Below are 18860 nucleotides of genomic sequence, written 5' to 3'. Positions count from 1 at the left end.
ACGGTGCCCGGGCGGCGATACTGCCGCGGTGAGCAGCGACGTGGGGGACGACCGGGTCGAGGTGCCGTTCTCCGGGGACGAGCGGACCCTGTTGAACGCGTTCCTGGACTACCTGCGCGGGACGATCGGGTTCAAGTGCGCCGGCCTGTCCGATGAGCAGGCACGGAGGTCGTTGCTGCCCTCGCGGCTCAACACCGCCGCCGGGGTGGTCAAGCACCTGCGGTGGGTGGAGAACTACTGGTTCCAGGTCGTGCTCGGCGGAAAACCGAGCCTGGCGCCCTACACAGGGGAGGATCCGGACGCGGATTGGCGGGTCGAGCCGGGTGAGACGATCTCCGGTCTGCTGGCCGACTACGCTTCGGAGTGCGCGGCGAGCCGGGAACTCGTCGCGGGGCTCGACCTCGACCACGAGGTCGCGTTCCGCGGGGGAGAACGGCTTTCCACGCGCTGGGTGCTGATCCACCTGATCGAGGAAACGGGTCGGCACGCGGGACACCTGGACGTGGTGCGGGAACTGCTCGACGGGGTAACAGGCGAGTAGTGACCCCTCACCCGGTCAGGACACGACACGGCGTGGCTGCTGGACCGAGGCATTCCCGGTGCATAACGTCCAGCAGGAACATACGGGGTTGACATAACTCTCTACCTCTGGTTGAGGGTTTCAATCCGGGTGGTGATCCGTCCGGGTGTGACACCGGTGGTCATCCACTCCAGCACATGAGCACGGACACGATCAGGAAGGCGGACCGATGACGCCCCCGCACAACTACCTCGCGGTGATAAAGGTCGTCGGCATCGGCGGTGGCGGCGTGAACGCCGTCAACCGCATGATCGAGGTCGGGCTCAAGGGCGTCGAGTTCATCGCGGTGAACACCGACGCCCAGGCTCTGCTGATGTCGGACGCCGACGTGAAGCTCGACATCGGCCGCGAACTGACCCGCGGTCTCGGCGCCGGCGCCAACCCGGAGGTCGGCCACAAGGCCGCCGAGGACCACCGGGAGGAGATCGAGGAGGTCCTCAAGGGCGCGGACATGGTGTTCGTCACCGCCGGCGAGGGCGGCGGCACGGGCACCGGCGGCGCGCCCGTGGTGGCCTCGATCGCCCGCAAGCTCGGCGCGCTGACCATCGGCGTGGTGACGCGGCCGTTCTCGTTCGAGGGCAAGCGGCGCGCGAAGCAGGCCGAGGAGGGCATCCAGGCGCTGCGCAACGAGTGCGACACGCTCATCGTCATCCCCAACGACCGGCTGCTCCAGCTCGGCGACATCGGCGTCTCGCTGATGGACGCGTTCCGGTCGGCGGACGAGGTGCTGCTCTCCGGTGTGCAGGGCATCACCGACCTGATCACCACGCCCGGTCTGATCAACCTCGACTTCGCCGACGTGAAGTCGGTCATGTCCGGGGCGGGCAGCGCCCTGATGGGCATCGGCTCGGCGCGCGGCGAGGGCCGGGCGGTGCAGGCCGCCCAGAAGGCCATCAACTCGCCCCTGCTGGAGGCGTCCATGGAGGGCGCCCACGGCGTGCTGCTGTCGATCGCCGGCGGCAGCGACCTGGGGCTGTTCGAGATCAACGAGTCGGCGTCGCTGGTCCAGGAGGCCGCGCACCCCGACGCGAACATCATCTTCGGCACGGTGATCGACGACTCCCTCGGCGACGAGGTGCGGGTGACCGTGATCGCGGCCGGCTTCGACAGCGGTGGGCCGACCCACAAGAAGCTGGAGCCGCAGGCGCTGGCCGGGCCGCCGCGCGGCAACCCGGTCGCCACGGCGACCGCGGGTGAGCTGTCCGCGCAGCCCGCCGGCATGGCGCAGCCCACCGTGCCCGCGGTGCAGCCGGTGCAGGCCGAGCAGGCGCAGGTCGTCCCGCAGCGGCCGTCCGTGCCGCAGCAGCCCCAGCCGGGCCAGGGCAACGGCCAGTCGCCCTACACCCAGTCCCACGCCCAGCCGTCCCACACCCAGCCGCACGCCCAGTCCCAGCCGGGCGTCCCCCGCCCCCTGTCCCCGGGCCTGTCCGGCACCGGCGGCAGCCTGCCCAACCGCGCCGTCCCCGTCACCGACGACCCCGACGACGAGGTGGACGTCCCCCCCTTCATGCGCCGCTGACCCCCTAAAACCCGCGCGTGTCATGCCTCCAACACCGGCGTGTCATGCACTCAGACCCGGCGTGTCATGCCTCCAGGCCCGGCGTGTCATGCATTCAGCACCCCCGAGTTCTGCGTTCCGGCCCCGGCCGGATCGGCGGGCCGGAGGCGCGAGTGCAGGACTCGGCGGGCCTGAGCGCATGACACGCGAGGTCTGGAGGCATGACACGCCGGTGTTGAGCGCATGACACGCGGGGGCTGAGTGCATGACACGCGGGTCTGGGAAGCTTGGGGGGTGCGGATCCGTCGTGTTGTGACCACGCGTGAGGGTGGCGTTTCCAAGCCGCCGTATGAGTCGTTCAACCTGGGTGACCACGTGGGGGACGACCCGGCGGCCGTCGCGGCCAACCGGGAGCGGCTCGCCGGGGGGATCGGGCTCGGGGCGGAGCGGCTGGTGTGGATGGAGCAGGTGCACGGGCGCACGGTCGGCGTGGTCGACGGGCCCGTGGACGGGCCGCTGGAGGCCACCGACGCCGTGGTCACCCGGGAGCCGGGGCTGGGGCTGGTCGTGCTGACCGCCGACTGCGTGCCGGTGCTGATGGGCGACCCCGAGGCGGGGGTGGTCGCGGCCGTGCACGCCGGGCGCGTCGGGGCGCGCGTGGGCGTGGTGCCGGCGGCGCTGGGGCGGATGGTCGAGCTGGGTGCCGAGCCCGGGCGGGTCGAGGTGCTGCTGGGGCCCGCCGTGTGCGGGCAGTGCTACGAGGTGCCTGCCGACATGCGGGCCGACGTCGAGAAGCACCTGCCGGGCAGCGCGAGCAGGACCAGGTCCGGCAAGCCCGCGCTCGACCTGCGGGCCGGGCTGTGGCAGCAGCTCGCCGACGCCGGGGTCGGCCGGATCGGGGTCGACCCGCGCTGCACCGTGGAGGAGAAGTCGCTGTTCAGCCACCGGCGGGACCCGGGGACCGGGCGGCTCGCGGGTGTCATCTGGGTGGAGGCGTGAGATCGGTGACCAGGGGACGCGGGAGGACCGGGGGACGTGTGGGCCGGTCGGCGGTGGAGCGGTGAACCGGCGCGAGGAGCTGGCGCTGTCGCTGGCCGAGGTGCGCGAGCGGGTGGCCGGGGCGTGCGCGGCCGCCGGGCGGTCGGTCGACGAGGTCGGCCTGCTGGCGGTGACCAAGACCTTCCCGGCCGAGGACGTGGCGCTGCTCCACGACCTCGGGCTCACCGAGTTCGCCGAGAACCGCGACCAGGAGGCATCCCGCAAGGTCCGCGAGTTCGCCGAGCTGCGACCCGGCGCGCGGGTCCGCTGGCACATGGTCGGCTCGCTCCAGCGGAACAAGGCCCGCTCGGTCCTGGGCTGGGCCGACCGGGTCGACACGGTCGACTCGACCCGCCTCGCCGACGCCCTCGCCAAGGCGGCCACGCGACCGGTCGACGTGCTGGTCCAGGTCAGCATCGACGGTGACGCGGCGCGCGGCGGGTACCCGATCGGTGACCTGCCGCGACTGGCCGACTACGTAGCACGATCGGATGAACTTGTTTTGAGAGGTGTGATGACCGTCGCACCCCTTGGGATGTCTCCGGAGCAGGCGTTTGCTGCTCTGTATCAAGCGGTAACCCGCTTGCGGGACGATCATCCCGATGCCACCGTGATCTCGGCGGGGATGAGCGGTGACCTGGAAGATGCCATTGCACACGGTTCCACGTGCGTGCGTGTCGGAACAGCGTTGCTGGGCAGCCGGAGACTAGCCTCCCCGTAACTGTCCGGAACCTCTGGGGCGGCCGCGACGTCCTTGCGGTTAGGGATCATCGGCGGAGGAAGGGCTTGGGCATGAGCGGGTTTCACAAGCTGAAGGCCTACTTCGGGATGGTTCCCGCCGAGTACGCCGACGACCCCGACGCCTACGACGGAGACCGCCGCTACTCGGACTACCGGTCCGACTACGCCGATGCCGAGGACTACGAGCCGTACCCGGAGCAGCGCAACGGCCGCCGCCGCTCGTTCAGCGGCTACCGCGGCGAGCTGGAGGAGGCCGACGACTACGAGCCCGAGCGCGGCGCCCGGTCGCGCCGGCCCTGGACCCCGGAGACCCACGGCTCGCTGGCCGTGGAGCCGCAGCGCGAGCCGGTCGGCAGGCCGCGACCGGCCGTGGAGCCGGCGCCCCACCCGCTGGGGCGCATCACCACGCTGCACCCGCGCAGCTACAACGAGGCGCGGACCATCGGCGAGCACTACCGCGACGGCACCCCGGTGATCATGAACCTCACCGACATGGACGACGCGGACGCCAAGCGGCTGGTCGACTTCGCGGCGGGCCTCGCGTTCGCGCTGCGCGGCTCGATCGACAAGGTCACCAACAAGGTGTTCCTCCTCTCACCCCCCAACATCGACGTGACGGCGGAGGACCGGAGGCGACTCGCGGAGGGCGGGTTCCTCAACCGGGACTGAGTGGTGGCACAGTTGACGGTGTGGATGCGCTGTGGCTCGTGGTCTACTACGTGTTGTTCTCGTTCTGGGTGCTGCTCACGGCGCGTGTCGTGGTGGAGCTCGTGCGCAGTTTCGCCAGGGGATGGCGGCCTGCGGGCGGGGTCGCGGTGGCCCTGGAGACCGTCTACACGGTGACCGACCCCCCGGTCCGCCTGCTGCGTCGGCTCATCCCGACCGTGCGGATCGGCGGCATCGGTCTGGACTTGTCCATTATTGTGCTGTTGCTGGTCGTTATCATTCTGATGCGAGTAGCCGATCCCAGGTGAGGGGACCAGGGATGTCCACAGCCCAGGAGTGCGTGAGGTGATCTGATGCCGTTGACCCCCGCGGACGTGCACAACGTCGCGTTCAGCAAGCCGCCGATTGGCAAGCGGGGCTACAACGAGGACGAGGTGGACGCATTCCTCGACCTGGTTGAGGGCGAACTGGCCCGCCTGATCGAGGAGAACAACGACCTGCGCCAGCAGGTCGAGCAGCTCGACCAGCAGGTCGAGACCGCGCGAGCCGACCTCGAGGACGCGCGGGCCAAGCTCGCCGCGGGCGTCGGTGCGACGCGGGTGGACGAGCCGCGCAGGCTCGCCCCGGTGCCGCCCCCCTCGGCGCTCGAGCAGACGTCCCCCGGCGGTGGTGGCGACCACCACGTGCAGGCCGCCAAGGTGCTCGGCCTGGCCCAGGAGATGGCCGACCGGCTCACCGGCGAGGCCAAGGCCGAGGCGGACGGGATGCTGTCGGAGGCCCGGACCAAGTCCGAGCAGCTGCTGTCGGAGGCGCGCGCCAAGGCCGACACCATGGTCAACGAGGCGCGCACGCGTGCCGAGACCATGCTGAACGACGCCCGGACCCGCGCCGAGACGCTGGAGCGGCAGGCCAGGGAGAAGGCCAGCGCGCTCGACCGCGACGCGCAGCGCAAGCACGCCGAGGTGATGGGGAACATCACCCAGGAGAAGAACACGCTCGAGAAGCAGATCGACAAGCTGCAGACGTTCGAGCGCGAGTACCGGACCAGGCTCAAGACCATGCTGGAGTCGTCGCTGCGCGACCTGCAGGACCGCGGTCCCGCCGCGCCGTCCGACGGGCGCCAGCAGGGCGGGTACACGTTCGGGGCGCGCGCCGAGGCGGGCTGACCGGTCGGTTCGGTTCGAGAGCGGTGCCGGGGCAGGGGTCGGTGCCGGTTGGTGCGCACGGGGGCGCGCCGATCGGGTCGGGCCGTGCCGCCGGCGTCGCTGATCTAGTCTGCTGCACGTGCTGTACATAGTCCTGCTGCTGGTGCTGGCGGCGCTGGGGTTCCTCGTACCCGCGCTGACCAGCGCCCAGACCCACTGGGCCTGGTTGTCGGTGGGTGCCAGCGGGGCCGCGGCCGTGGTCCTGGTGCTCGACTGGTGGTTCCGCCGCCGGTCGAGCACCCCGGCCGGTGCTGCTGGTGCCGGAGGTGCCGGGCGGGGCGGGCAACAGGTTAGCGCTGTTGATCTTCAGGACCGCCCCGAGGGGGCGGGTGACGCCCCGAGTTCACCCGATCAGGGGGATGATGAGGGCGTCGAGCCGGTTGATCAGGCCGGTGCCGCGGAGTCCGGGGAGCCGGCAGGGGGCGCGGCGGCCGCGGAGCGCGCGGAGGCCGCGGAGCCCGGCGAAGAGGACACGGACGCGGCGGATTCGCTGGTCGTGACCGATCTCACCGACGAGGTCCGGGTGCTGGACGAGCGGCCCCGGTACCACCTGGCCGACTGCGCCTGGCTCGGGGCGCGGGCTTCGCTGGGGCTGCCGATCAACGAGGCCCGCCAGCTGGGGTTCACGCCGTGCGCGGTGTGCCGGCCGGACTCGGTGCTCGCGGGGCGCAAGCGGGCCGCGGGTGCGGGCGGGGGCGGGGACGGCGGGTCGGGCTGAGCGGGGTTCCAGGCCGAACCGATTTGCCCCGTTCGGCTACCCTTGGTGGTAGCACGGCGTTGATCCGGCCATCACCGGGGAGCTTCCGGAAGAACGGGCCCGGCGGGCCCCAGTAGAACCGGACGGGTGCGGCCCGTCACAGCCGTTCAACGAGTGGCCAGTGCGCTCGCGCCCTGGCAAGCGAGGTGGTACCGCGGTGCGCCCGGTCGGCGCGTCGTCCTCGTGAGCCGGATGCACGCGAGCGAGGAGTCGCACGATGGCCTACCCGAAGGCAGGCGAGGGTTCGGTCCCCTCCCAGCCGTCCTTCCCCGCCCTGGAAGAGGGCGTGCTCGACTTCTGGAAGTCCGACGGGACGTTCCAGGCGTCGATCGACGCCCGGCCGGCGGGGGACAACGGGTCCAACGAGTTCGTCTTCTACGACGGCCCGCCGTTCGCCAACGGCCTGCCGCACTACGGCCACCTGCTCACCGGTTACGTCAAGGACGTCGTCCCGCGCTACCAGACCATGCGCGGCAAGCACGTCGAGCGCCGGTTCGGCTGGGACACCCACGGGCTGCCCGCCGAGGTGGAGGCCGAGAAGCAGCTCGGGTTCTCGTCCAAGAGCGAGATCGAGGCGTTCGGCATCGAGAAGTTCAACGAAGCCTGCCGCGCGTCGGTGCTCCAGTACACCGACCAGTGGCGCGACTACGTGACCCGGCAGGCCCGCTGGGTGGACTTCGACAACGACTACAAGACGCTCGACCTGGACTACATGGAAAGCGTCATGTGGGCCTTCAAGACCCTGTGGGACAAGGGCCTGGTCTACGAGGGCTTCCGCGTGCTCTGGTACTGCTGGCGCTGCGAGACGCCGCTGTCCAACACCGAGACCAAGATGGACGACACCTACCGGGACCGGCAGGACCCGGCGGTGACGGTCGGCCTGCGCCTGGAGACCGGCGAGCTGGCCCTGGTGTGGACGACGACCCCGTGGACGCTGCCGTCCAACCTCGCGGCCGCGGTTCACCCGGACGTGGACTACGTGGTGGTCGAGTCCGGTGGCGAGCGGTACCTGCTCGCCGAGGCCCGCGTGGCGGCGTACGCGCGGGAGCTGGGCGAGGAGCCGCCGGTGGTGGCCCGGTACCGCGGGTCCGAGCTGGTGGGGCGGAAGTACCGGCCCCCGTTCGACTTCTTCGTGGGGCGCGAGAACGCGCACCAGGTGCTGGCCGCCGACTACGTCACCACCGAGGACGGCACGGGCATCGTGCACATCGCCCCGGCGTTCGGCGAGGAGGACAAGGCCGTCACGGACGCGGCCGGCATCGAGGTCGTGGTGCCGGTCGACGCGCACGGCCGGTTCACCGCGGAGGTGCCGCCGTACGAGGGCCTGCAGGTCTTCGAGGCGAACAAGCCGATCATCAAGGACCTGCGGGACGCCGGCCTGCTGCTGCGCCACGAGACCTACGACCACCCGTACCCGCACTGCTGGCGGTGCGACAACGCGCTGATCCAGCGCGCGGTGTCGTCGTGGTTCGTCGCGGTGACGCGGTTCCGCGACCGGATGGTCGAGCTGAACCAGCAGATCAACTGGGTGCCCGGGCACATCCGCGACGGCCAGTTCGGCAAGTGGCTGGAGAACGCCCGCGACTGGAACATCTCGCGCAACCGGTTCTGGGGGTCGCCGATCCCGGTGTGGGTGTCGGACGACCCGGCCTACCCGCGCGTGGACGTGTACGGCTCGCTGGACGAGCTGGAGCGGGACTTCGGGGTGCGGCCCGCCGACCTGCACCGGCCGGCGATCGACGCGCTGGTGCGGCCGAACCCGGACGACCCGACGGGTCGCTCGGTGATGCGGCGCGTGCCGGAGGTGCTGGACTGCTGGTTCGAGTCCGGGTCGATGTCGTTCGCCCAGGTGCACTACCCGTTCGAGAACCGCGAGTGGTTCGAGGACCACTACCCGGGCGACTTCATCGTCGAGTACAACGGGCAGACGCGCGGGTGGTTCTACACCATGCACGTGCTGGCGACGGCGCTGTTCGACCGGCCGGCGTTCCGGAACTGCGTGGCGCACGGGATCGTGCTCGGGGACGACGGGCAGAAGATGTCCAAGTCCCGGCGGAACTACCCGGACGTGAACGAGGTGTTCCTGCGGGACGGGTCCGACGCCATGCGGTGGTTCCTCATGGCTTCGCCGATCCTGCGTGGCGGGGACCTGGTGGTCACGGAGCGGGGGATCAGGGACGCGGTGCGGCAGGCCGTGCTGCCGTTGTGGAACACCTGGTACTTCCTGGCTTTGTACGCCAATGCCGAGGGGGTCGAGGGGACTTGGCGGACTGATTCTTCGCACGTGCTGGACCGGTACGTGCTGGCCAAGACGCATGATCTGGTCGTTTCGGTCCAGGCGCAGTTGGACGCCTATGACGTGTCCGGGGCTTGTGGTTCCATCCGGGATTTCCTGGAGGTGCTGACCAACTGGTACGTGCGGCGGTCGCGGGGGCGGTTCTGGGCCGGTGAGCAGGATGCCGTCGACACGTTGCACACCGTGCTGGAGGTCGTTTGCCGGGTTGCCGCGCCGTTGTTGCCTCTGACGGCCGAGGTGGTGTGGCGCGGGTTGACAGGGGGGCGGTCGGTTCACCTGACCGACTGGCCCTCGGCGGCTGATCTGCCTGCTGACGACGCGTTGGTGGCCGCCATGGACAAGGTCCGGCAGGTTGCTTCCACGGCGTTGTCGTTGCGGAAGGCGAACCGGCTGCGGGTGCGGTTGCCGTTGGCCGGGTTGGTGATCGCGGCGCCTGATGCGGCGGTGTTGGAGCCTTTTGCGGAGGTCCTGCGGGACGAGGTCAACGTGAAGTCGGTTTCGTTGACCTCGGACGTGGAGGCTCACGGGCACTTCCAGTTGGCGGTGAACGCCCGGGTGGCCGGGCCCCGGTTGGGGCCTTCGGTGCAGAAGGTCATCAAGGCCGTCAAGGCCGGGGATTGGGCTGAGGTCTCCGGGCGGGTGGTGGCTGCCGGGATCGAGTTGCTGCCGGAGGAGTACGAGCAGCGGTTGGTGGCTCGGGACCAGGGGGCTACGGCGGCTTTGCCCGCCAACAGCGGGTTGGTGGTTCTGGATACCCTCGTTACCGAGGAGTTGGCTGCGGAGGGGGTGGCCCGGGATCTGGTCCGGGTGGTGCAGCAGGCTCGCAAGGATGCCGGGTTCGAGGTTTCCGATCGGATCTCGTTGACGTTGGAGCTGCCCGAGGGGGTTGAGGTTGCGGTTCGGTCTTTCGAGGACTTCGTGAAGGCCGAGACGTTGGCCGATTCGGTCGTTTACGGGGTCGTTGGTGCTGGCGATGGCACCGTCGCCGAAGGTGTGGTGGGTGAAGGCCAGAAGGTGCGTGTCGCGGTGGCGCGGGCCTGATTCTGGTTGTTTTCCGGTGCTTTCGTCCGGCTCGATTTGACATGGGGCCCTTACGAGCGCCGGAGGCAGGCCGCAGCCGGCAGGCACGGCGGGGAAAAGCGTCCCGCCGAGCCTGCCGGCTCCGACCAGCCTATGGCACTCGAACCCATGTCAAATCGGGCCTCGTCGGCCTCCACCGGCTCCAGCCCACTCCCCCCAACCCGGCGTGTCATGCGTTGGGTCCGGGCGTGTCATGCGTTGGGCACCGGCGTGTCATGCGCTCAGGTCGGGCGTGTCATGCGTTGAAGCCGCGCGAGTCGAACGTTCGGACCCGTCGTGTCGAACGTTCCGGACCCCCGAGTTCTACGTTCAGCACCGGCGTGTCCTCCACTGGGGCATCGCGTGTCCTCCGGTCCGGCACCGCGTGTCCTCCACTCGGGCACCTCGTGATGTGCACACGAGTGGGTGAGATGTGGGTCAGAGGAGGTCTTCCTCGGCCAGGTGTTGGCGGAGGGTGTTGAGGCACCTGCCTCGGGTTGGGCCGATCGAGCCCCTGGGCATGGAGAGGGCTTCGGCTACCGCCCGGTACTCCGCGCGGCCCGCCAGGACGGTGAGGCGGAGGAGTTCCTGGCACTTGCGCGTCATCCTGCCGAACGCCTGCCAGAGGCGGCGGTCGCGGTCGTCCCTCAGGGCTTCGGTTTCCGGTAGCCAGCGGTCGTCCGGCATGTCCAGGGCCGAGTCCGTGGAGAGGGCTGGTCTGCCGTTGAGCTCGCGCCAGGCCCGTTGGGACTCGCGGCGGGTGGCGACTATCAGCCAGCCGGCTACTGCGCGGGGTTCCTGTAGGCGGTCGAGGTGTCGCAGGAGGCTCAGCCAGACCGTCTGGACCACGTCTTCCGCGGTTGTGCGGTCCAGGCCGTTGCCGCGGGCTATGTGCCAGACCAGCGGGGTGAGTTCGGTGATCAGGGCGTCCAGTGCTTCTCGGGAGCCTGCTTTTGCGGCTATGACCAGTGCCGCCTGGCGGTCGTGGGGGGAGGGGGCCTGCGCCATGATCGCGGCCACGCCCAGTTCGTCCGGGGTCGGGTCCTCGGGGATGGCCTCGGACAGCTCCGCCCGGAGGTGGTCCAGCCGGGGGTCCAGCTCATCGGTCATCTCGTCCCCTTCCCACGACCTCGCACTCGGCGCTCCTCGTTGCCGACCTGCTTGCTGATCTGCGACCTCGCCTCTGACACGTACCTGCGCACCGACGCGCGCCGACAGCCCAGCACCTCGGCGATCTCGTCGTCGCCGAAGTCCCAGAACCGCAGCACGAGCGCGGTGCGCAGCTGGTCCGGCAGACCGGCCACGGCCGTGAGCGTGCTGGTCAGCTCGTGCCACGCCTCGGGGTCCCGGTGCCGGGGCACCAGGACCTGGTACGTGCTCCGCCGACGGGCCACGAGCTCGTCGGTCACCTCGCCCGGGCGCTCCCAGCGGCGCGCCTGGTCGACCAGGAGGTTGCGGATCACCCGTACCAGCCAAGCACGCCTGGACGCGGCCGCGATCAGGGGCCAGTTGCGCCACGCGCTGACGAACGCCTCCTGCACCGCGGACTCGTGGTCCAGGTGCGGTGACATCACCGCCGCGAAGCGGAACAGGCGCGTGCGCTCGCGGTGGTAGAAGTCGGTGAAGGCGGCCGCGTGGTCGTCGGGGTCTTCCGGCGTCACGAACCCTCCCCCCTCGTGGTCTGCGCCCGGTAACGGTTAGACGGGCGAGACCTCGGGTTGTGGAGGAAATCCGGTCAGACGCTCCTCTTCGCCGCCGCGCGCAGCAACCTGACCCAGGGAGACCACCTGTTCGGGTGAACTGGTGGGTGGCCTGCGGCGCGGGCGGCGTTGTCCAGGAGGTCTTCCAGCAGGGCGTCGTGCAGCCAGCGGATGGCCAGGGGCCAGCCGAGGCGGGCCCACCCGTACGTGTGACCCACGATGGTGTGGCGCAGGCCCTCCGGCACGGCTTCGAAGGTGTGGGTGCCGGTGATGCCCACGCCCGGGGCGAAGGTGAAGACGGCTCTTCGTCCGGGGACGTGCTCGGTGCAGCGGTAGCGGACGAAGCCGTGGCCGCCGGTCGCGCCCGTGGTCAGGGGGCGGTCCAGGACCAGGGGTGGCCAGTGGGCGGGCCAGAGTTCGACCACGCGGTCCACCAGGGCTCCGGGGTCGGGGACGTGGCGGGTGTGGACGTTCTTGATCATGCTCCCCCCTTGCGGTGCTGACCGTACGGTAGCGTATGGAAGGGTGAGGCGGAGGACGCGGGACGACTGGACCGGCGTGGCGCTCCAGGCGCTGGCCGAGGGCGGGGTCGCCGCGGTGGCGGTGGAGCCGCTGGCCGCGCGGCTCGGGGCGACCAAGGGCAGCGCCTACTGGCACTTCCCGAACCGGGAGGCCCTGCTCAAGGCGGCGCTGGAGCGGTGGGAGCGGGAGCACACCGAGGCGGTCATCGAGCTGGTGGAGTCGGTGGACGGGCCGGCGGCGCGGCTGCGGCTGCTGTTCGCCACCGTGCTGGAGGCGGTCGAGCACAGTGCGGTCGAGCTGGCCATGCTGGCGGCCAAGGATCACCCGGTGGTGTCGCCTGTTTTGGAACGGGTCACCGAGCGCCGCGTCGGTTACCTGGAGGTCCTGTTCCGGGAGCTCGGCTTCGGCGGCGGCGCGGCGCGGCAGCGGGCCCTGCTCGCCTACTCGATCTACCTGGGGCAGGCGCAGCTGATGTCGGCCACGCCGGACGTGGTGGGGTCGCCGCGGGCGCTGCTGGAGGAGACGCTGGCCGCGGTGACGGGCCGTGGGTGAGGTGTTCCGGTTCGCGGTGCGGGTCAAGCCCGGGGCGCGGCGGGAGGGCGTCGGCGGGCGCTGGGGGGACGGCGCGCTGGTCGTCGCGGTGGCGGCGCCGGCCGTGGAGGGCAAGGCCAACGAGGCCGTGCGCAAGGCGCTGGCCAGGGCTTTCGGCGTGCGCAAGCAGGACGTGGAGGTGGTGGCGGGCGAGCGCGGCCGGGACAAGGTCGTGCAGGTCGACCCCGCCCCGGCCGGCGCCCGTGAGGTGCTGGAGCGGCTGCTAGGCGCCTAGCGCCCAGACCGCGTGCGCGATGGCGTCGGCGTTGCGGTCCAGCGCGGTGGCGTTGACGTTGCCCGACGTGTCGCACGAGCGGTGGTAGCAGCGGTCGAACGCCTGGCCGGCGGTACCGCCCCACTTCTGCGCCTGCGCCGAGGTCTTGATGCCCTCCGCGCCGGTGAACGTGCCGCCGACCGGGATGCCCGACCGGGCGAACGCCGCGTGGTCCGACCGACCGCCGACGCTGGTCAGCTCGGTGGGCACGCCGATGGAGGTGAAGTACGCCTGGAGGGTCTGCTGGAGCTGCAGGGAGCCCGACGGCTGGCCGGACGCGCTGTAGACGAAGTAGCCGGGGTTGGGCGAGCCGGTCATGTCGAAGTTCAGGTACGCCCGGATGCGCGACCGGTCCGTTGTGGACAGGGAGTTGACGTAGTAGGTCGAGCCGACCAGGCCCAGCTCCTCGGCACCCCACCAGGCGAAGCGCAAGCGCTTGCCCGGCTGGAAGCCGCTGGACCGGACCGCGAGGGCCACCTCCAGGATGCTGGCCGAGCCGGTGCCGTTGTCGTTGATGCCCGGACCCGCGGTGACGCTGTCCAGGTGCCCGCCGACCATGACGACGTTGTTCGCGTCGCCCGCGGGCCACTCGGCGATCAGGTTGTAGCCGGTGGCGCCGTTGCTGGTGAACGACTGCACGCGGGTGGTGTAGCCGGCGGCGTCCAACTTGGACTTGATCCAGTTGACCGAGGCCAGGTGGCCGGGCCTGCCGTGCGCCCGGTTGCCGCCGTTGGCCGTGGCGATGGACTGGAGCTGCGCCAGGTCGGCCTGGACGGCGCTGACCGGGATGTTCGGCGCGGCCAGGGCGGCCGGGGCGGCGGTGGCCGGGCCCGTGCCGAGGAGCGCGCAGGCGGTGACCAGCGCGAGGGTGGTGGTTCGCAACTTCACGGTGTTCTCCCGCAGGGATGTGGAGGTGACCGGGGCGGCGGGAACCCCAACATGCCGGGTGACGGGGCTCCGCCGCTAGCGACGTTCGGCTGGTGACGCTGTGGTGATGCCGGATTAGTCCAATTCAGCGGCAGCGGGGAGAATGACACTGACGAGTGACAACCAGGAGGTCGAGTGGGTGGTGTGACGGGCTTCCTCGGCATCGCCGCCGCGGTTCTCCTGCTCTCGGTCATCGCGGTGCGCGTGTCGATCCGGCTCGGCCTGCCCTCGCTCCTGCTGTACCTGGGCATCGGCGTGCTGCTCGGCGAGTCCGTGCTGGGCATCCAGTTCGAGGACGCCGACCTCACCCGGTCGCTCGGCACGGCCGCGCTCGTGCTGATCCTCACCGAGGGCGGTCTGACCACGCGGTGGCGCGACGTGCGGCCCGCCCTGGGGCTGGGCATCGCACTGTCCACAGTGTCCGTCGGGGTGAGCATCGCGGTCACCGGGTTCGCGCTGCGCTTCCTGCTGGACATGGACTGGCGCACGGCGCTGCTGTGGGGCGCGGTGCTGTCGTCCACGGACGCGGCGGCGGTGTTCAGCGTGCTGCGCGGGGTGGGGGTGGGCAAGCGGCTCATCGGTCCGCTGGAGCTGGAGTCCGGCATCAACGACGCGCCGGTCTACATCGCGGTGGTGCTGCTGGCGGCGCCCGATCCCATCACGTGGACGGCGCCGCTGCTGATGCTCTACGAGCTGGCCGCGGGTGCCCTGATCGGGGTGGCGCTGGGGTGGCTCGGCGGTGCCGGGCTGCGCCGGGCCGCGCTGCCCGCGACCGGCCTGTACCCGCTGGCCACGGTGGCCGTGTGCGTGCTGGCGTACACGGCGGGCGACCTCGCGCACGCGTCCGGGTTCCTCGCCGTCTACATCGCCGCGCTGGTGCTCGGCAACGCGCGGCTGCCGCACCGGTCGGACACGCTGTCGTTCGCCGAGGGGCTGGGCTGGCTGTCGCAGATCGGGCTGTTCGTGCTGCTCGGGCTGTACGCCTCGCCCGGTCGGCTGCTCGACGCGCTGGTGCCGGCGCTGGTGGCGGGCGCGGTGCTGCTGCTGCTCGCGCGGCCGCTGTCGGTGCTGTGCGCGGCGCTGCCGTTCCGGGTGCCGTGGCGGGAGCAGGTGTTCCTGTCGTGGTCGGGGCTGCGCGGCGCGGTGCCGATCGTGTTCGCGCTGATCCCGCTGATCCAGGGGGTGCCGGGCGCGCAGCGGCTGGTGGACGCGGTGTTCGTGCTGGTCATCCTGCTGACGGTGGTGCAGGGGACGACGCTGCCGTGGCTGGCGAAGGGGTTGAGGCTGGTCCGGTCGGGCGAGGCGCGGGAGGTGCAGGTCGACTCGTCGGCGCTGGACGCGCTGGGGGCGGAGCTGCTGCAGGTGCGGATCCAGCCGGGGTCGCGGCTGCACGGGGTGTACCTGTCGGAGCTGCGGTTGCCGCCGGGGTCGTCGGTGAGCCTGGTGGTGCGGGAGGAGAAGGGGTTCACGCCCCAGGCGACCACGCGGTTGCAGGAGCACGACCAGCTGCTGGTGGTGTGCACGGACGCGGCGCGGGTGGCCACGGAGCAGCGGATCCGGGCGGTTGACCGGGCCGGGCGGTTCGCGCGGTGGAAGGGCGACGCCGGGTTGGCGTGAGCGTCGGGCACGGGGGTGCTGAGCGCATGACACGCGGGGTCTGAACGCATGACACGCCGGGGCTGGAGGCATGACACGCCGGGGGTTGAGTGTGGAACTCGGGGGGTCTGGAGGTTCGACACGAGGGGGCTGGAGGGTCGACTCGCGGTGTTGGAGTGGAGGACACGCGGTGTCGGAGTGGAGGACACGCGGTGTTGGGGTGGAGGACTCGCGGGGGTCTCGGGATGTGGGAGGGGGTTACGGGGGGTGGTGGGGCGGGTTAGGGTGCTGGTGAAGGTCATGAGTGCCAGCGACAAGCCCGGGCTTGCTGGCCGGCAACCCTCCTACCGCGGTGGGGTGCCCCCGGTGAGGACCTGGTCGTGCGCGCGGGGCGTGCGGCAAGCGCGGGCCTCCCAGGGGGAGTCCCCGGACTTGTCCGGAGGGTGTCGTGACCATCGCTGTTTCGCCGGTCGTCGGTGTGGGGCTGCCCAGGGTGGTGGGTGCCTCGTTGCGGGTGCCGGTCCTGGGCGGTGAGCGGGTCGAGTACGCGAACCTGGACCACGCGGCCAGCGCGCCCTGCCTGGAGCAGGTGCGCGACGCCGTCGACGAGCTGCTGCCCTGGTACGCGAGCGTGCACCGCGGCGCGGGGTTCGCGTCGCAGGTGTCCACGCGGGTCTACGAGCAGGCTCGGGACTCGGTGCGGCGGTTTTTGGGGGCGCGGGCCACTGACGCGGTCGTGTTCGTGCGCAACTCCACCGACGGGTTGAACCTGCTGGCCCGCTGCCTGCCCAGGCACACGGCCGTGGTCCTGTTCGACACCGACCACCACGCGGCGCTGCTGCCGTGGCGGGGGCCGCACGTGCGGCGGTTGCGCACGCCGGGGTCCGCGGCGGCGGCCCCGCTGGAGCTGGACCGGGCGCTGCGCGAGGCGCCGGTCGGGCCGCGGCTGGTGGTGGTGACCGGTGCGTCGAACGTCACCGGCGAGCTGTGGCCGGTGGCCGAGCTGGCGCGGGTGGCCCGCCGGCACGGTGCGCGGGTCGCGCTGGACGCCGCCCAGCTCGCGCCGCACCGGCCGGTGGACCTGCGGGAGCTGGACGTCGACTACGCCGTGCTGTCCGGGCACAAGCTGTACGCGCCGTTCGGCGCGGGCGCGCTGGTGGGCCGGTCCGACTGGTTGCAGGCCGCCGAGCCGTACCTGCTGGGCGGCGGCGCCACGGCCCGCGTCACCGACCGCGGCGACCGGCTGGCCGTGGCCTGGTCGGGCGCGCCCGAGCGGCACGAGGCGGGCACCCCGAACGTGGTCGGCGCGCACGCCCTGGCCACCGCGTGCGACGTGCTCGGGCGCCACTGGGAGCAGGTCGCCGCGCACGAGCGGGTGCTGCTGGAGCGGCTGCGGGACGGGCTGCGGTCGGTGCCCGGGGTCGAGGAGCTGGCGCTGTTCGGCCCCGACCACGACCGGGTGGGCGTGGTGAGCTTCACCGCCGGCGCCCAGGACCCCGGCTACCTGGCCGCGGCGCTGTCGGCGGAGCACGGCATCGGCGTGCGCGACGGCGCGTTCTGCGCCCACGTCGCGGTGGCCCGGCTGGCGCCGGGCGGTCGGGCGCTGCGCGCCTCCGTCGGGCTCGGGACCACCGCGGAGCACGTCGACCGGTTCGTGGCCGCGCTGCGCTCGCTGGTCACCGAGGGCTCCCGGTGGGAGTACGAGCGGCAGGACGGCCGGTGGGTGCCCCGGGAGGACCCGCGCCCGCTCCCGCCGTTCCTGCGCTGACGGGGATGCTGGACAATGACCGGGTGAGCACTGAGCCCAACACCGAGCCGGACGCCGCGGACGAGCCGGGCGGGCCGGGGGAGCCGGATGAGCCGGGGAGGCCCGGGGAGGCCGGGGAGCCGCTGCCCAAGCGCCGGGTCGGCCTGCTGGCCGTCATCGCGCCGCTCGTGCTGGCGCTCGACCTGCTCACCAAGGTCCTCGCGGTGGAGCACCTGGAGGGGCGCGAGCCGGTCGAGCTGCTGGGCGGGCTGCTCTACCTCCCGCTGTACCGCAACACCGGTGCCGCGTTCGGCCTGGCCGAGGGCTGGACGGTCATCCTGGCGCTGATCGCGTGCAGCGTGGTCGGCTTCATCCTGTGGATCGCGCGCCGGCTGCGGTCGGTCGGCTGGGCCATCGGCCTGGGCCTGGTGCTCGGCGGCGCCACCGGCAACCTGGTGGACCGCGTCTTCCGCGCGCCCGGCCCGCTGCGCGGCGGCGTGGTCGACTTCATCTCGGTCCTCGACCCGTGGGGCAACTTCTTCCCCGTGTTCAACCTGGCCGACTCGGCCATCTGCGTCGGCGGCGGCGTGATCGTGCTGATGGCCCTGCTCCAGCGCGACTACGACGGCACCAAGGTGGAGAAGAAGTGAGCGGCTACCGCAACCTGCCCGTGCCGGACGGCCTGGACGGCATGCGCGTGGACGCGGGCCTGGCCAAGCTGCTGGGCCTGTCGCGCACGGCCGCGGCCGCGCTGGCCGAGTCCGGCGACGTGGCGCTGGACGGGCAGCCGGCGGGCAAGTCCGACCGGCTGGTCGCGGGCGCGCTGCTGGAGGTCACCCTCCCCGAGCCCGAGCGCCCGGTGCAGGTGCAGGCCGTGCCCGTGGAGGGCCTGCGGGTCCTGCACGAGGACGACGACGTGATCGTGGTCGACAAGCCGGTGGGCGTGGCCGTGCACCCGAGCCCCGGTTGGACGGGGCCCACGGTGGTGGGCGGCCTGGCCGCGGCGGGCGTGCGCATCGCCACCTCCGGCGCCGCCGAGCGGCAGGGCGTGGTGCACCGGCTGGACGTCGGCACCACCGGCGTGATGGTGGTCGCCAAGAGCGAGAGCGCCTACTCGGCCCTCAAGCACGCCTTCAAGGAGCGCACGGTCGAGAAGCTGTACCACGCGCTGGTGCAGGGCCACCCGGACCCGATCAAGGGCACCATCGACGCGCCCATCGACCGGCACCCGAAGCACGACTACAAGTTCGCCGTGATGGCCAACGGCAAGCCCAGCGTCACGCACTACGAGGTGGTCGAGGCGTTCCGGGCCGCGTCGCTGCTGGACGTGCACCTGGAGACGGGCCGCACCCACCAGATCCGCGTGCACTTCTCCGCCCTGCGGCACCCGTGCGTCGGCGACCTGACCTACGGGGCCGACCCGGTGCTGGCCAAGCGGCTGGGCCTGAACCGGCAGTGGCTGCACGCCCGCACGCTCGGCTTCCACCACCCGGCCGACGGCCAGTGGGTCGAGTTCACCAGCGAGTACCCGGCCGACCTGGCCCGCGCGCTGGAGCTGCTGCGGGAAGACAGCCACTGAAGTCGCCTGGGGCAAGGGCCGCCGAGGCGGGCGGGACCCGCTGAGACGGATTCCGCTGAATCGTGGTGACCTGGGCCATATCGC

General features: G+C 71.7%; 19 protein-coding genes and 1 riboswitch. Of the genes, 15 read left to right on the top strand and 4 right to left on the bottom strand.

The features are described 5' to 3' along the window. The first annotated feature begins 28 nt into the window (after window positions 1–28). From EKG83_RS38830 to ileS, 9 genes are all read left to right on the top strand, one after another. On the top strand, window positions 29–541 hold the full coding sequence (locus EKG83_RS38830; protein ID WP_228122374.1) for a DinB family protein: 513 nt from the start codon (window positions 29–31) through the stop codon (window positions 539–541). Window positions 542–749: 208 nt separating this feature from the next. Next, window positions 750–2099, top strand: a complete 1350-nt coding sequence (ftsZ, locus tag EKG83_RS38825) for a cell division protein FtsZ (protein ID WP_033430715.1) — start codon at window positions 750–752, stop codon at window positions 2097–2099. A gap of 273 nt (window positions 2100–2372) precedes the next feature. Continuing rightward, a complete protein-coding gene (pgeF, locus tag EKG83_RS38820; protein WP_033430714.1) occupies window positions 2373–3077 on the top strand; it encodes a peptidoglycan editing factor PgeF in 705 nt (234 codons plus the stop codon). Window positions 3078–3138: 61 nt separating this feature from the next. Then, window positions 3139–3837, top strand: coding sequence for a YggS family pyridoxal phosphate-dependent enzyme (locus tag EKG83_RS38815; protein WP_033430713.1), 699 nt, complete (start codon window positions 3139–3141; stop codon window positions 3835–3837). Window positions 3838–3908: 71 nt separating this feature from the next. Beyond that, entirely contained in the window at window positions 3909–4526 is a 618-nt protein-coding gene (locus tag EKG83_RS38810) for a cell division protein SepF (protein ID WP_033430712.1), read from the top strand. A gap of 29 nt (window positions 4527–4555) precedes the next feature. Continuing rightward, complete coding sequence (locus EKG83_RS38805; protein ID WP_033430764.1) at window positions 4556–4831, top strand: YggT family protein; 276 nt, start codon at window positions 4556–4558, stop codon at window positions 4829–4831. Between the two features lie 45 nt (window positions 4832–4876). Next, complete coding sequence (gene wag31, locus EKG83_RS38800) at window positions 4877–5689, top strand: DivIVA-like cell division protein Wag31 (protein ID WP_033430711.1); 813 nt, start codon at window positions 4877–4879, stop codon at window positions 5687–5689. A gap of 118 nt (window positions 5690–5807) precedes the next feature. Continuing rightward, window positions 5808–6446 carry a hypothetical protein gene (locus EKG83_RS38795; RefSeq protein WP_051765564.1) on the top strand — a complete coding sequence of 213 codons (639 nt, stop codon included), beginning with the start codon at window positions 5808–5810 and terminating at the stop codon, window positions 6444–6446. Window positions 6447–6702: 256 nt separating this feature from the next. Further along, window positions 6703–9822: an isoleucine--tRNA ligase gene (gene ileS, locus EKG83_RS38790; protein WP_153278714.1), complete on the top strand. Its 3120-nt coding sequence runs from the start codon at window positions 6703–6705 to the stop codon at window positions 9820–9822. A gap of 456 nt (window positions 9823–10278) precedes the next feature. Here the strand turns inward: ileS and EKG83_RS38785 are convergent, their stop codons facing one another. From EKG83_RS38785 to EKG83_RS38775, 3 genes are all read right to left on the bottom strand, one after another. After that, window positions 10279–10848, bottom strand: coding sequence for an RNA polymerase sigma factor (locus EKG83_RS38785; protein ID WP_033430761.1), 570 nt, complete (start codon window positions 10846–10848; stop codon window positions 10279–10281). A gap of 98 nt (window positions 10849–10946) precedes the next feature. Beyond that, window positions 10947–11501, bottom strand: coding sequence for an RNA polymerase sigma factor (locus EKG83_RS38780; RefSeq protein WP_033430710.1), 555 nt, complete (start codon window positions 11499–11501; stop codon window positions 10947–10949). Between the two features lie 74 nt (window positions 11502–11575). Beyond that, window positions 11576–12022: a hypothetical protein gene (locus tag EKG83_RS38775; RefSeq protein ID WP_033430709.1), complete on the bottom strand. Its 447-nt coding sequence runs from the start codon at window positions 12020–12022 to the stop codon at window positions 11576–11578. A 43-nt stretch (window positions 12023–12065) separates the two neighbouring features. Here EKG83_RS38775 and EKG83_RS38770 point away from each other — a divergent pair, with 43 nt between their 5' ends. Both EKG83_RS38770 and EKG83_RS38765 read left to right on the top strand, forming a co-directional pair. Next, window positions 12066–12614, top strand: a complete 549-nt coding sequence (locus EKG83_RS38770) for a TetR/AcrR family transcriptional regulator (RefSeq protein WP_228122373.1) — start codon at window positions 12066–12068, stop codon at window positions 12612–12614. Window position 12615: 1 nt separating this feature from the next. After that, complete coding sequence (locus EKG83_RS38765; protein ID WP_033430760.1) at window positions 12616–12888, top strand: DUF167 domain-containing protein; 273 nt, start codon at window positions 12616–12618, stop codon at window positions 12886–12888. Here EKG83_RS38765 and EKG83_RS38760 read toward each other — a convergent pair. After that, window positions 12877–13815: a M28 family metallopeptidase gene (locus tag EKG83_RS38760; protein ID WP_033430707.1), complete on the bottom strand. Its 939-nt coding sequence runs from the start codon at window positions 13813–13815 to the stop codon at window positions 12877–12879. The genes EKG83_RS38765 and EKG83_RS38760 overlap by 12 nt on opposite strands. Before the next feature lie 174 nt (window positions 13816–13989). Here EKG83_RS38760 and EKG83_RS38755 point away from each other — a divergent pair, with 174 nt between their 5' ends. From EKG83_RS38755 to EKG83_RS38740, 4 genes are all read left to right on the top strand, one after another. Beyond that, entirely contained in the window at window positions 13990–15471 is a 1482-nt protein-coding gene (locus tag EKG83_RS38755) for a potassium/proton antiporter (RefSeq protein ID WP_033430706.1), read from the top strand. Between the two features lie 275 nt (window positions 15472–15746). Next, window positions 15747–15861, top strand: a riboswitch (SAM riboswitch). Between the two features lie 37 nt (window positions 15862–15898). Beyond that, the gene (locus EKG83_RS38750) at window positions 15899–17218 is read left to right on the top strand and encodes an aminotransferase class V-fold PLP-dependent enzyme (protein ID WP_033430705.1); all 1320 of its coding nucleotides are present in this window, start codon (window positions 15899–15901) and stop codon (window positions 17216–17218) included. A 23-nt stretch (window positions 17219–17241) separates the two neighbouring features. Beyond that, a complete protein-coding gene (gene lspA / locus EKG83_RS38745; RefSeq protein ID WP_228122372.1) occupies window positions 17242–17847 on the top strand; it encodes a signal peptidase II in 606 nt (201 codons plus the stop codon). A 41-nt stretch (window positions 17848–17888) separates the two neighbouring features. Further along, window positions 17889–18776: an RluA family pseudouridine synthase gene (locus tag EKG83_RS38740; protein ID WP_051765582.1), complete on the top strand. Its 888-nt coding sequence runs from the start codon at window positions 17889–17891 to the stop codon at window positions 18774–18776. The last annotated feature ends 84 nt before the right edge of the window (window positions 18777–18860 follow it).

It is taken from the genome of Saccharothrix syringae (assembly GCF_009498035.1).
Taxonomy (GTDB): Bacteria; Actinomycetota; Actinomycetes; order Mycobacteriales; family Pseudonocardiaceae; genus Actinosynnema; species Actinosynnema syringae.
Note: the sequence above shows the minus strand (reverse complement) of the source record. Positions and strands in the feature narration are given on the sequence as shown.

Bases quoted from the DNA above. Each gene is read 5' to 3' on its own strand.
- ftsZ (WP_033430715.1), top strand. From the start codon at position 750: ATGACGCCCCCGCACAACTACCTCGCGGTGATAAAGGTCGTCGGCATC.
- wag31 (WP_033430711.1), top strand. From the start codon at position 4,877: ATGCCGTTGACCCCCGCGGACGTGCACAACGTCGCGTTCAGCAAGCCG.
- EKG83_RS38740 (WP_051765582.1), top strand. From the start codon at position 17,889: ATGCGCGTGGACGCGGGCCTGGCCAAGCTGCTGGGCCTGTCGCGCACG.
- ileS (WP_153278714.1), top strand. From the start codon at position 6,703: ATGGCCTACCCGAAGGCAGGCGAGGGTTCGGTCCCCTCCCAGCCGTCC.
- EKG83_RS38785 (WP_033430761.1), bottom strand. From the start codon at position 10,848: ATGGCGCAGGCCCCCTCCCCCCACGACCGCCAGGCGGCACTGGTCATA.
- EKG83_RS38775 (WP_033430709.1), bottom strand. From the start codon at position 12,022: ATGATCAAGAACGTCCACACCCGCCACGTCCCCGACCCCGGAGCCCTG.
- EKG83_RS38810 (WP_033430712.1), top strand. From the start codon at position 3,909: ATGAGCGGGTTTCACAAGCTGAAGGCCTACTTCGGGATGGTTCCCGCC.